General features: G+C 60.3%; 9 protein-coding genes and 3 pseudogenes. 7 read left to right on the top strand and 5 right to left on the bottom strand.

Translation table 11 applies throughout. The annotated features are described in order from the left end of the window. Positions 1-197 precede the first annotated feature (197 nt). The 3 genes from USDA257_RS09680 (at position 198) to USDA257_RS38390 (ending at position 2,595) form a co-directional block, all read left to right on the top strand. Positions 198-974, top strand: a complete 777-nt coding sequence (locus USDA257_RS09680; RefSeq protein ID WP_014762754.1) for a COG4705 family protein — start codon at positions 198-200, stop codon at positions 972-974. After that, positions 971-2,395: an adenylate/guanylate cyclase domain-containing protein gene (locus USDA257_RS09675; RefSeq protein ID WP_014762753.1), complete on the top strand. Its 1,425-nt coding sequence runs from the start codon at positions 971-973 to the stop codon at positions 2,393-2,395. The genes USDA257_RS09680 and USDA257_RS09675 overlap by 4 nt, the downstream gene beginning before the upstream one ends. A gap of 68 nt (positions 2,396-2,463) precedes the next feature. After that, positions 2,464-2,595: a hypothetical protein gene (locus USDA257_RS38390; protein ID WP_014762752.1), complete on the top strand. Its 132-nt coding sequence runs from the start codon at positions 2,464-2,466 to the stop codon at positions 2,593-2,595. 179 nt (positions 2,596-2,774) lie between these two features. On the opposite strand, the pseudogene USDA257_RS09670 reads toward USDA257_RS38390, so the two are convergent. The 4 genes and pseudogenes from USDA257_RS09670 to pdxR form a co-directional block, all read right to left on the bottom strand. Then, positions 2,775-5,175 (bottom strand): annotated as a pseudogene (locus tag USDA257_RS09670) (transketolase). A gap of 37 nt (positions 5,176-5,212) precedes the next feature. Then, on the bottom strand, positions 5,213-6,163 hold the full coding sequence (locus tag USDA257_RS09665; protein WP_014762751.1) for a PDR/VanB family oxidoreductase: 951 nt from the start codon (positions 6,161-6,163) through the stop codon (positions 5,213-5,215). A 6-nt stretch (positions 6,164-6,169) separates the two neighbouring features. Continuing rightward, positions 6,170-6,661, bottom strand: coding sequence for an MOSC domain-containing protein (locus tag USDA257_RS09660; RefSeq protein WP_014762750.1), 492 nt, complete (start codon positions 6,659-6,661; stop codon positions 6,170-6,172). 169 nt (positions 6,662-6,830) lie between these two features. Beyond that, the gene (pdxR, locus tag USDA257_RS09655) at positions 6,831-8,411 is read right to left on the bottom strand and encodes a MocR-like pyridoxine biosynthesis transcription factor PdxR (RefSeq protein ID WP_080605553.1); all 1,581 of its coding nucleotides are present in this window, start codon (positions 8,409-8,411) and stop codon (positions 6,831-6,833) included. An 81-nt stretch (positions 8,412-8,492) separates the two neighbouring features. Between pdxR and USDA257_RS09650 the strand changes: the two genes are divergently transcribed. The 3 genes and pseudogenes from USDA257_RS09650 to USDA257_RS37665 all read left to right on the top strand — a co-directional run. Further along, the gene (locus USDA257_RS09650; RefSeq protein WP_014762748.1) at positions 8,493-9,728 is read left to right on the top strand and encodes a trans-sulfuration enzyme family protein; all 1,236 of its coding nucleotides are present in this window, start codon (positions 8,493-8,495) and stop codon (positions 9,726-9,728) included. Positions 9,729-9,764: 36 nt separating this feature from the next. After that, positions 9,765-10,673, top strand: coding sequence for a dihydrodipicolinate synthase family protein (locus USDA257_RS09645; protein ID WP_014762747.1), 909 nt, complete (start codon positions 9,765-9,767; stop codon positions 10,671-10,673). 461 nt (positions 10,674-11,134) lie between these two features. Beyond that, a pseudogene (locus USDA257_RS37665) lies at positions 11,135-11,453 on the top strand (VOC family protein); the annotation flags it as partial. Here the strand turns inward: USDA257_RS37665 and USDA257_RS09640 are convergent. Beyond that, positions 11,410-12,357 (bottom strand): LysR family transcriptional regulator, encoded by a 948-nt coding sequence (locus USDA257_RS09640; protein WP_014762745.1) that lies wholly within the window; start codon positions 12,355-12,357, stop codon positions 11,410-11,412. The pseudogene USDA257_RS37665 and the gene USDA257_RS09640 sit on opposite strands and share 44 nt — an antisense overlap. A 113-nt stretch (positions 12,358-12,470) precedes the next feature. On the opposite strand from USDA257_RS09640, the pseudogene USDA257_RS36745 reads away from it, so the two are divergent. Further along, a pseudogene (locus USDA257_RS36745) lies at positions 12,471-13,073 on the top strand (FMN-dependent NADH-azoreductase); the annotation flags it as partial. Positions 13,074-13,075 lie beyond the last annotated feature (2 nt).

Below are 13,075 nucleotides of genomic sequence, written 5' to 3'. Positions count from 1 at the left end.
AGGACAGCGGTTGGATTCCCATGGGTGTGTAGAAGCATCGCGCGCAAAGCCGAACGCGGAGAAAGTAGCGCCTGCGCGCCAATAAACCAAGTTTTACATATCCGTATGTTGACGGCCACGCCTGGGTGAAAGTGCCCGTGCAACTTGGGTCGTCGCGGACAGGTGTCCGCAAGCACTCAAGCGGACGGGAGACGAAAATGGTTCAACCAGACACCCCAAACAAGGTCGCAGCGATCACTGCGTCCTTCTGGATCGCAAAGATCATCGCCACCACGCTCGGCGAAACTGCCGGAGACTTTATCGCTCAAACCCTGGGGCTCGGCTATGTTGTTGGCTTCTTCGTAACGGTCGCGCTGCTTGTCGGCGTCCTGCTCACGCAGATCCGGTCCAACGCCTTCCACCCCGCCCTGTTCTGGGCCGCGATCGTCGCCACCACCACTACAGGCACTGAAATCTCGGATATGATGGACCGTACGTTCGGGCTCGGCTACGTGCTCGGCTCGACGATCCTGGTCGCCGGTCTGGCTATCACCCTGACGCTTTGGTACTGGCGCAAGCGGACGTTGAGCGTCGAGCCCATCGTCGCCAAGGACAGCGAGCTGTTCTTTTGGATTGCTGTGCTCTTCTCCAATAGCCTCGGTACCGCGTTCGGCGATGCTTTGATCGACCCGATTGGCCTAAATTTCGTACAGGGCGCCCTGGTATGCTCGGCCCTAATTGGCGTGATCCTGGCGCTCCACTACTTCACCAAGATCAACGCCGTCCTCCTCTTCTGGCCGGCCTTCATCTTCACCCGTCCATTCGGTGCGACCTTCGGCGACTTCCTAGTCAAAGAACACACCCATGGCGGTCTCGAGCTCGGAACGCTTGAGACGTCGCTTGTCGCCTTCGCTCTTCTTGCGGGGGTCGTTTTCATCGGCTCGCGCTGCGAGCGCAAGACACGGCTTGACCTTTCGGATGCGAAGGCGTCGTGAGCCTGCTGCGCCGAAGCGATAACCAACCTCAGCCGAACCAGGAACGGCGCCCGCAAGGCGCCGCTCTGATTGTCAGCGGCGCCACTGCCGAAACGGCCGCTCACCAACAGGAAACGGCGCGAAACTCCCCGCGCTCGGCCTACCAGTTGCGACGTCGCTTCGTCTTGCTCGTGCTGCCGGCGCTTGCTGCCGCCCTGCTCGGCTTGCTGTTTGCATTCGCGCAGGCGCTCTCAAGCAGCGCCGAATATGCTTATGAATCCCAGGCAGCAGCTTGGCACACTGCTTTGGTCGGCACTGCAGAGCGTGCCGATCCGGCGGCATGGCTGGCACGCCAACTGGGCGCGACCAAGGGCGAGGTGGCGGTGGCGTCTTCGGCCCTGTCAAGCGAAGCCGAGGAAATGAACTGGCTGTGCGCCGTCATTCTCGATGCGTCCGGTTCCCTTATCGCGGGAACGGCAGATCGCGGCTGTCGAGATTTGAGCCTTGGCGAATACAAGAGCGTGAAAAATGGCGTCTCTCTGTTCCGCGAGCAGGATGGACCGTCGATGCATTGGCTGGTGGCCACCAAGATCCAAGCCAGTTCGAAAGAACCGCCGCTGGTCGTGGTCACTGCGGAGGCATCTGCAAACTGGGAACGCGCGCTTTCCACCTACACGTTGCTCTGGCTCGGAGGGGTCGGCTCCGTCTTTGTCATTTCGATCGGCCTGGCCATCCTGTTCGTCTCGAAGGCGCAATCCGAAATCGACCACCGAACCGCCGCGTTGAACGAGGCCCATGCCTCGCTGGCGCGATTCGTTTCGAAGAATGTTAGCCGGCGTGCAGAAGCCCGGTCGAGCGGTCCGCGGCGTATCAATGCGTCGGTGCTGTTCCTCGACATTCGCGACTTCTCGAGCTTTGCCGAGGCGGCGACGCCGCACGAAGCTGCAGCGTTGGTCTGCGCGGTTGCAAATATCGGATTCCAGGCCGTCATCGCTCATGGCGGTGACGTCGATCGCCTCCTGGGCGATGGTCTCGTGGCCTGGTTCGAGGGCAACGATCGAAGGAAGAATGCCTGGCGAGCGGCAAACGAGATGCTGACCCGGCTGCGCCAGCGCGACTTCCCTCGACAGGTCGGCATAGGCATACACGACGGCAATCTGGTCGAGGCCGAAATCGGAGCTGGCGAGCGAAAGGACGCGACGATCCTCGGAGACACCGTCAACATCGCCGCCGCGCTTTGCGGAGGCGCGCAGCCGTCGGAGTTGATCGTGTCATTCGAGGTCGGCAGTCCGCCAGACGGCCTGTCGTTGGTGGAGACGGCCACGGTGGCTCTGGAAATCAAGGGGCACCAACGCGCTGTAAAGGCCCGCCGCCTAAGGCTGCGGTCCGGCCTCGAGTGCGAACGTGAAACGGCCAAAGTTTGCGAAGCTTACACAATGTAGGGCAGAGGCCAGAGGCGCGCGAACTTGCGAAAAGGTGAGAGGCGATGATATCCACCTGGACGATGAGGATGGTCCGAAGGCGCTTGCGTGACCGCAGCCTCGTCACCATCTCGGCGATCGCCTCGACGGTCAAGGCGGCGCAGATCGGCGGCCATGTCCCGCCGGCTCGCGGCTGCGAAGTGACTGCTGCCGGACGCTAGCATGAGTTCCCGCTCTGTGCTTCTAAGATCGCATAATGTATCATCGGGAACGCTGACCTCACCCGCATTCGCTGGGCTCACCGCCGCGGTCGATGCCGGTTTCCGCCGTTCGGAGGCTACTCGAGACAGAGCCAATCATTGACTGAAAATGACCGGCGTTTCGATCCGCTGGCTAACCTCTAAGGGAGCACTTTTAGATAACGAATATCGCGCCCGACACTGACAGCTTGAGCTGCATGGATTATGGCATTGGTATCAAGTCCATGATGCCGGTACAGGTCCCCGATGGTCCCCGTCTGGCCGAAATGCTCGACCCCAAGTGCCTTGACGCGATGTCCGTAGACGCCACCGATCCAGGCCAGCGTGGCAGGGTGGCCGTCAATCACGGTGACGATCCCGCAGTCCCGCGACAACGGCGCCAACAGACGCTCGATGTGGCTCATCGCATCGACCGCTCCTCGCTGGCGGGCGCGCTCGGCTGCCTGCCAGCCGGCATTCAGGCGGTCTGCCGACGTGATTGCGAGCAGACCGACATCACGCCGGTCTTCGGCCAGAAGACCGGTTGCCGCAATTGCTTCCGGGGCGACGGTGCCCTGGTATGCGATGATCACGCTGGCGTTCGGTCCGGGTGGGCGTAACCAGTAGGCGCCATTGACGATAATCACGCGCCAGATCGGTGATCATGTCACGGGAAGGCTGCTCCAGCGGGCGGGTGGAAAGACGCAGGTACACGGATCCGCCGGTCTGGTCGCGCAGCCAGGTGGTCTCGTCGGGATCGCCTTCGCCGTCGCGCTGCATGTAGTCAAACGCGAAGCGAATGATAACCGACAATTCGTCGACAAAAGCGGGTTCGAAGGCACACAGCCCGTCCTGCGCCATGCCGACCAACGGAGTGCCGATCGACTGATGAGCCCCACCTTCGGGGGCGAGGCTCACACCCGAGGGCGTGGCGACGAGCAGGAAGCGCGCATCCTGGTAGCAGGCATAGTTTAACTGATCGGCTGCCCGGTATATGAATGGATCGTACACGGTCCCGATCGGCAGTAGACGCACGCCGTTTATCGAATGCGAGAGGCCAAGTGCCCCGAGCATGATCATGAGGTTCGACTCGGCAATACCCAGTTCGAGATGCTGGCCCTTCTGCCCGAACTCCCAGGTATAGGTTGAGGGGATTCGCTCGGCCTTAAAGATGTCGGCCATGCTTTCACGAGCAAAGAGGCCGCGCCGATTGACCCACGGTCCGAGATTTGTCGATACGGTGACGTCTGGCGAGGTCGTAACGATACGTTCGGCCAGCGGCGTATCATGACGCGCGATCTCATTCAGGATCTGACCGAAGCCCATTTGGGTCGAAACCGGCTTGCCGCCTTGGGCGGGCGAGGGTAACGACTCCGGAACTGGAACAGCCGGTACGGAAAACCGACGCCGGCCTTCGCTGAAAAAGGGAGCCTTGGCAACAAAGGTCTCAAGCTCTGCGGCAGGCATTGTCGCCGCGGCCCATTTCTCCCATCCTTGGCCGGGTCGCACACCCATGCGCTGCCGGAAGGCGTCCATCTGGGAGGGTGTCATCTGCCCGGCGTGGTTATATTTGTGGCCAGCGAGCGGCAAGCCGTAGCCCTTGATCGTGTAGCAGATGAAACAGACCGGGCGGTCGTGGCGCGAGGCCGCTTCGAAAGCCTCAAGAAGGTTCGGCAAATCATGTCCGCCGAGATTGACCATCAGGGCCTGCAGCTCGTCATCAGAACGACGCTCGATCAATGCCGTGACGGCGCCCTGATCGCCGATCTCATCCCGCAGCCGCTTTCTCCAGGCCGCACCGCCTTGGAACGTCAATGCGGAATAAAGCTGGTTGGGGCACTGCTCGATCCAGTCCCGTAGCTTCTCGCCTCCCGGCTCGGCAAAGGCTGCTTCCTGAAAGGTTCCATGTCGCAAGACCACCACGTCCCACCCAAAGTTCTTGAATATCTGCTCGAATCTCTGCCAGAGCCCCTCCCGAACGACCGCATCCAGCGACTGCCGATTGTAGTCGACAACCCACCAGCAGTTCCGCAGTCCTTGCTTCCAGCCTTCGATCAGCGCCTCATAGATGTTGCCCTCATCCATTTCAGCGTCACCGATCAAGCTGACCATGCGGCCTTCAGGACGTTCCTTCATCCAGCCATGGGCTGACACGTAGTCTTGCACCAGTGATGAGAAGAGGGTCTGCGCAACACCAAGGCCTACCGAACCGGTTGAGAAATCGACATCATCGACGTCCTTGGTGCGCGACGGGTAGCTCTGGGCGCCTTTGAACCCACGGAAATTTTCCAGCTTTTCGCGGGTCTGATTGCCCGCCAGATACTGTATGGCGTGAAAGATCGGGGCGGCATGAGGCTTGACCGCCACTCGGTCCTGCGGCCTGAGCACCGAATAGTAGAGCGCGGTCATGATCGTGCTCAGGGAGGCTGAAGACGCCTGGTGGCCGCCGACCTTCACCTCGTCGCCTTTACGAATGTGGTTGGCATGGTGGATAGTCCACGCAGCGAGCCAGGAGACGCATCGCTCGATCTCGTTCAAGATCTTAGTTCTGGTCTCATCCACTTCTCCCCTGCCAACGTCCTTCCGTCCGAGCCATGCCTCACAGATCAAGCCGCAGCACACCCGTTGCACGCGATACGCAAGGGATGAACCGGTGGCCGCGGGCGTCCTTGGACAGGACCGCATCCCTGTGGATCGGCTGACCTTCCAGGATGCCGCACTCGCAGGTCCCGCACACGCCGTTTTCGCAAGATGCCATCAATAACACCCCAGCCGCGCGAATTGCCGACAGCGCCGAAGTGTCGGCCGGAACCGGAATCTCTGTCCCATTGCGCAGGATGATTGTGAATGGCTCCTGTGGAGCATCGTCGAGTATCGCCGGCTGGAACGCCTCGAAATGGACGGAACCCTCAGGCCAGTGTTCGGTGGCTCGAGCGATGGCCGCCATAAACCCCGGTGGACCGCAGTAATAAACCTGCGCGTCGCTGGGAGGGGTCGATAGCAAGGCTTCGATATCCTGTCTTGTCTCAGGCTCGTCGTCGAAGTGAAGCCTGAGCTTGTTTCTGTCGATAACCTGCTCAATCTCCGCCAAAAGGGGTGCGACCGCCCGACTGCGGGTGAAGTAATGCAACTCGAATGGCTTGCCCTGCCCGTTCAAAACGCCCGCCATCGCCAGGAGAGGCGTGATGCCGATCCCACCGGCCAACAGCAGGACCGGCCCATTTCCTTGCTTCAGCGGAAAATGATTGCGCGGCGCAGAGACCGGCAATTCGGTGCCAACGCCAATGTCATCATGAAGCCAGGCCGAGCCTCCACGGCCTTCTGGCTCGCGCTTCACCGCAATCGTGTACCGGCTGAGGTCGGCCGGGTCGCCGCACAACGAATATTGACGGACCCGTCCGTCGGGCAGATGGACGTCGACGTGCGAGCCCGGTTCGAAGGGCGGCAGCGAAGGCTTGCGCGGATGCTGGAGCTCCACGACGAGGACATCGCCCGGTTCCTTTCGGGTGACGACAACCTTCAGCTTCATGATGATACGCGGAGATGCCATGTTGCTTTATTCGTCCATCGGAAGAATCGGGTCACCTGGGCGGATGATGCCGCCCACCTCGATCGCGCAGTTCAGACCGGAGCGGTTCAGCAGGCCTTCGTAGAGGCCGGGAATGCCGAGTAATTCCTCGATATATTTGCAGGGGAAGTTCATCCGCGCTGCGCGAAGAATGGTTTCGCCGACCCGGAAGCGTTTGCCGACGAGATGGCCGAGCGGGACGCCGCGGGTCGTCAGATTGCGTCTATGATCCTCGGGTGCGAGCTCGGCTCTGAAGCCCGGGATCTTTGGCTCGCCGTTGACTATTGCCTCCAGAGCCTCAACCTCGATCAGCGTGACTTCGCGAACGTCGGGTTTCGGGGAATAGGTGCCAGTGCCGAGATAGTATCGGTCGCCAACAATCCCACGTCCCGCAATGAGTTGCGCTTCCGCTAGTTCTTCCATTTCGTAGGAAGCCGCAGGTGCAATATGGATGTGGAGCAGTCTACCGTGCCAAGTCATGGATCAGCCTCATCAAGCCTCGATCCGGACCTTCAATTGAAGACCATCTCAGCTTCCTCCACCGGCGTGCTGGTGCTCGTGTCTAGAAAGGCAAAAACGATCACGGTACCAGTCGCGGGCCTCCCTGAACTTTGGCGGGGAACTGGTCTTCCAGACAGTGCCAGTTTGATCACATGTTGCTGGTCCAGTTTCCACTTCGGATACGAGTGGCTGTCATGCTGGCAACGCCTCGCGCGTTTGCCTCGGTTTCGGCTAAGCCGAACTTTACTTCAGAATTGGCTTTCACTGTTTCAACCGCTACGAGCAGGAGTTGAACACCCTTTTCGATCTGCCGCGGGGTCAAGGCTGAATACCCCATAACAAGCCCGAGCCTATCCGCCGTCGCCTCGTCTGGTTGCGGCTCATAAAGAGGTGAGATGCCATGAACTCCGAGTCCGGCGCGTCGCGCGGTTTCCAGCAAAGCCGTCTCGGACGACTTCAGCAGCCCGTTGAACCAGACCACAACATGCAGTCCGGCGTCGGCGCCTTCCACCGTGATCCCTTCGCCGAATGCGCGCTGCAGCGCGTTCAACAATGTCTCACGCCGGTCTCTGTTCAGTCGCCGTACGCGGCGCACATGGCTTTCATAACCGCCGCTTTCGATCAGAGACGCCAAGGCTTCCTGCTCCGTCGCCGGCGAGTGTCTGTCCGACAGTTGCTTGGCAGTCGCAAAAACGTCCTGCAGTTCTGGTGGCACAACGAGATAGCCGATGCGCATCATCGGGGAGAGCGTTTTGGAGATCGTACCGAGATAAATGACGTTGCTTCCAGCCTCCAGACTTTGGAGCGGAGGCACCGGGCTGATATCGTAGCGGTATTCGCTGTCGTAATCGTCCTCGATCACGTAAGTGTCGTTTTCCCGCGCCCATTCGAGAAGCTGATGACGGCGAGAAATCGGCATCACGCCGCCAAGCGGAAACTGATGCGAAGGTGTGACATAGGCCAGACGGGCCCGCACGCCCTCCAAGAGCTCGGTCTTCAGACCCTCGCCGTCGACGGCAATGGGGACCGGAGAGGCGCCGGTGCTGGCGAAGATTTGACGAGCCATTCGATAGCCGGGGTTTTCGATGACAAACTCGCTGCCATAGTCGAGCAGAAGCCGCGCGCAAAGGTCTAAGCCTTGCTGGGATCCGTTCACGATGATGATTTGCTCCAGATCGCACTGCAATGTTCTGGCGCGCCAAAGATACCCTTGCAGGGCTTGCCGCAAACGCCGCGATCCTCGCGGGTCATCATAGGCAAGTCGGCTCGGTCGCTGAGCGATGACCGCATTGACAGCTTTCTTCCAGGCAAGCGCCGGAAAATCGGATGGAGCGAGGTCTCCGTAACGGAAATCAACCATGAGTGAGTTGGGCAAATAATCGAGCCATGGTGGCGTCGCCCGAAGTCTTTCGCCATAGGCCGACAGGGGCTGAGCACCCTGCTGCTTCGGCGCGGCACCCGTCGGAAGCTGCCCGAATGGCAACGCTGCAACCCGCGGTCGGGCGCCTTGGCGCAGCTCCACGAAGCCCTCTGCCGCAAGCTGCTCATAGGCGACTGTCACCGTCGTTCGCGATACGCCAAGCTCGTTCGACAGATTTCGAGATGACGGTAGTTGGCCACCAGCTTCATAGACGCGGCCCAAGATCTGATCCCTGAGCGCCTCGTAAATCTGGCGTGCTCCCATCTTCCTTGCGCGTTCGGGTGTCGCCTGACTTTCCAACTGGACCATTTTCTTTCCGCGGAACTGGATATTTCTTGCGGACCAGTATGCTGCCAGTGTGGTCGGAAGCAAAGAGGATACCGCGAACCAATGACTGGCAGCAGCGAACAAGACAATGTCCAGGACCACTCCGATCTGTCGCATGGCGCGGGTCTTGGATTTGACACCCGCGCAATCCATCACGCGTTCGATCCTGCTGCCTTTTCAAGAGCAGTCCAGCCACCGGTCTTCCTGACATCGACCTATGGCTTTGAGAGCGTCGAGGCAAATGATGCTGCCGCAGCGCTCGGAGGCAGGCTGTATGCCCGCGAATATAACCCGACCACAGAGATCCTTGAGAAGAGGCTCGCCAACCTCGAGGGGGCTGAGGCAGGGCTTGTGGTGTCGACTGGCATGGCTGCCTTCGGCACCCTGATCCTCTCACTGCTGTCGCAGGGCGACGAGCTCGTCGTGCATAAGACGCTCTATTCGAATACCGTTGCCATGGTGGAGCATGGCCTGCCTCGCTTCGGGATCAAGGTCGTTCCCGTAGATTTGTCCGAACCGTCGGACCTTGACGCGGCAATCACGGATAGGACCAAGCTGGTCTACTTCGAAACGCCCGTAAACCCCCTGAGCGCCATTCTCGACATCTCCGCCATCGCAGAGCGCGCCCATGCGCGGAATGTAAAGGTTGCCGTCGATAGCACTTTTGCTTCGCCGGCGCTGCAGCGCCCTCTCGAGCACGGCGCCGACATCGTGCTGCACTCGCTGACGAAATACATCAATGGGCACGGCGATACTTTGGGCGGTGCGCTCCTTGGAGACGCTGAAACGCTTCATACGTTGCACGAAACCGGCCTGCGCTACATCACCGGGGCGACACTTTCACCGCACTCGGCCTTCCTGATCCTGCGCGGCCTGAAAACGCTGTCGCTTCGGATGGACCGGCACAGCGCCTCGGCTCTGACGATCGCGCAGATGCTTGAGGTGCATCCAGCCGTCGCCTGGGTGAGCTATCCTTTCCTGGAATCGCATGCCGATCATGCAATAGCCCGCAAGCAGATGGCGCAAGGGTCCGGCATGCTGGCCTTCGGCCTTCATGCGGGCTTCGATGGTGCACGAACAATGCTGGACCGCTTGAAGTTGCTGACACGCGCCGTGAGTCTGGGCGACACGGACAGCCTCATCTATCATCCAGCCAGCATCACTCGAGCGCGCCAGTCGATCCGGAAAGATGCTCATCTGATCGAAGGGGTCGGGGAGGACCTCGTCCGTCTCTCGGTCGGCCTTGAAGATGTCAGCGATCTCATCGCTGATCTGCGTCAGGCTCTGCAAGATTTATGACGTGGCAGGGCTTTGAGACAAATCCCGGAGTATGAAATGAAAATTCTGAGCGGGCTATCCGCGTTTCCCATCACGCCCATGGATCACGACGGCCAGATCGATGCGGAAGCACTGCGCAAACTTATTGCCCGACTCTGCACTGCTAAGGTCGATTCGATCGGTCTCCTCGGTAGCACCGGAACCTACATGTACCTGTCCCGCGCGGAGCGCCGCCGCGCCCTTGATACAGCTCTCGAGGAAACTTCGGGGACTGTCCCTGTCGTGGCGGGCGTCGGCGCCTTGCGGACCGATGAAGCAGTCAAGTTGGCTCAGGATGCGAAAGCCTTGGGCGCCGCGGCCGGCCTGCTTGCCGCCGTTTCCTACGCCCCCCTGACAGAGGATGAGGTCCTCGAACACTTCTCCACGGTGGCACGTGAAAGCCGCCTGCCAATCGTCATTTATGACAACCCGGGAACCACCCATTTCCGCTTCACGCCGACACTCGTGGGGCGCTTGGCCCAGGTACCGGGCATCGTCGCTATCAAAAACCCAACGGACAAAAGCGACGAAATCGGGGGCCATCTCGCGGATCAGAGAGGGATCACGCCAGGGGACTTTTCAATCGGATACAGTGGCGACTGGAACGCCACGGAGGCGATGATCTGCGGCGCCGATACCTGGTACAGCGTACTAGGCGGAATCATGCCCGACGTCTGCCTTCGGATCGTCAGGACGGCTCAAGCTGGCGATGTTGCAGAGGCGCGCCGGGTCGATGCCGCGCTGAGCCCGATCTGGGATCTCTTCAAGCAGTTCTCCAGCCTTCGGTCGGTCTATGCCATCGCCGGCTTGCTCGGCGTCTGCCAAGCCGAGCCGCCCCGTCCGATTTTGCCCCTTCCGAAGCCGGCCAAACGCAAGGTTGCCGACTGCCTCTCCCGTCTTGGGCAGGATCTTGCTGAAGCAAAGTAAAGCACGGTTGAGTGAGCCGCCTGTTCGGGGAGGTGAACAGCAAGCTCATTCTCCAGAAGTCCGATGGCGATGTCGAGACGTCGCGGCACCTCAACTGACTTTTCTGTCGGGATTGTTCGTTGGCGCGTTAGCCGACGACGATCTTTTGTCTGTAGACATCACATCCTGGCGCCAGCGCTCTTAGACCGCTGACCAGCATGTTGCCCGCCTCCTCGAGCGCCTCCTCAGGCATCGTTGCCAAGTTTTCCACTTTGCGCTTGATGATCGGGAGCAGCGATCCAGGAGCGACGGCCGCACCGCATTCTAAAAGCCGGCTGGATGGCTGTGGGGAGGTGGTCCCATCAAGGCCTTCCTGGTGATATTTGGGTCGCTCACGGTTTGCACTCCTTCGACAATTGTTTGGGTGCAAGCACGGCGCGACTCCAGATGTGCCAAGCCACGAGCGAACGGGAGGATTGCCCATGAAGGCCCGAATTTCTGTACTGACGCTTGGCGTGGCAGATCTTGAGCGGTCTCTCGCTTTCTATCGTGACGGACTGGGATTGCCGACCCAAGGGATCGTGGGCCGCGAATTCGAGCATGGCGCCGTGGCGTTTTTCGATCTCGAGCGGCGTAAAACTTGCAATTTGGGCTCGGGACGACCTGGCTCACGATAGTGGTCTGACGAAAGCCCCCACGAGCAGCACCGCCTTCTCGATTGGCCACAACGTCTCCCACCGCAGCGAGGTGGATGAGGTCATGGAACAGGCCCGTCATGCAGGAGCGGACATCGTAAAGCCCCCTCTGCCTCGCGTGAGAGCCTTGCCCGAAACTCGGAGGTAAGCCACCTCGCGCCGGGCCCTGGCGGGTTTGAATCATTGTGGATCGCGTAGATCGGGTACTGGCCCTGGTCGAAAGCGGGAAACTGGAGATGGACAAGGCGGCCATTGGCGAGGTCATCCTTGACCAGGGATGCTGGAAGCCCACCCCAGCCCAAGCCGCCGCGGATAAACAAGTGCTTCGTTGCGTTATCGCTGATGCGCCATGTCTGGAGGGAGAACACGTTGAAATCCCGCCCCTTCGTCAGCCCTGAGGCATCGTATACGACGAGCTGCGTCTCGTCCCTGACGTCGGCAAGAGTTATTGGCCGACCCAGCAATCCAAGGGGATGGTCCGGGGCCGCAACGGGAATCATCGCCGACTGGCCGATCCGTTCGGAAACGATCTGAATGTTTCCCGTCGCCATGGAACCGCCGAAGCCGACGGCCGCCCTGCCATTGATGACCGCATCCATCACGATCCCAAGCGTGCCGACCGTCACATTCAAGGACACGGTCGGATAACAGTTTCGGAAGGCATGCAGCACATCGACAACGATGCCCGATGGCACAGCGCTGCTGATGGCAATGCTCAGCTTTCCCTCGAGGCCGTCATTCAAGGCCCTTACACGAGCCCGCATCAGGTCGAGATCGCCAAGCAACCGGCGAGCGTCCTCGAGGATGGATCTGCCAGCTTCCGTAAGCTGCGGCCGTTTGGTGCCGGAACGGCAAAAGAGCGCCACTCCCAGCTGAGCCTCGAGATTGGCGATCGTATAGCTGATGACCGACTGCGTTCGATTGAGGGCGCGGGATGCGGCCGAGAAACTGCCTTTTTCCACCACGGTAAGGAATACCTGAAACTGATCCAAGGTCGGATGGGGCTGCATATCTCATCGATCCTATCGATAGGTTTGTCCGAATTTATCACAGTTTTCGCGATGGGAATCCAGCTTTATATTTTCGGCAACTTACTTGCTGCTTTCTTTCGGAAGGGAAATACATGCCATCCATCCTGCTTCTCACCGCCAGCCCGCGCCCTGGCTCATTCTCGACCCAGATCGCCGTCGAGCTTGCCGAGCGGTTGCGGGCGGCGAATCCTGCCGGCGCGCTTCTTCACCGTGACCTCGCCACCAACCCGTTGCCACATATAGACAGCGGCTTCACCGCCGGGGATCCACAAACCGGCCGAGGCCCTGAGCGCTGCGGAAGCCGTTGCAATCCGCCTGTCGGATGAACTGGTGGCAGAGATCCTGGCGGCAGATACGCTGGCAATTGGCACCGCCGTTATCAACTTCAACATCACCTCGAACCTGAAATCCTGGATCGACTATATCGGCCGGCAGGCAAGACCTTCAAATACACCGCTAGCGGCCCTGAGGGGCTGGTCAAAGGCAAGAAGGCTTACATCGTGCTGGCCTCGGGCGGGATCTACTCCGAAGGCCCGGCGGCGGCACTTGATCATGCCACGCCTTACCTGAAGTCCGTTCTTGCCTTCATAGGGATCACCGATGTCGAGGTGATCCGTGTCGAAGGCGTGAACCGCGGTCCCAACGGCGCCGCGAATGCCGTTACCGCCGCGCGGGCGCAGATCGCCCGGATCGCCAC

The organism is Sinorhizobium fredii USDA 257 (genome assembly GCF_000265205.3).
Lineage (GTDB): Bacteria > Pseudomonadota > Alphaproteobacteria > Rhizobiales > Rhizobiaceae > Sinorhizobium > Sinorhizobium fredii_B.
The sequence above is the reverse complement of the archived record's forward strand: the minus strand, read 5'-3'. Positions and strand labels throughout refer to the sequence as shown.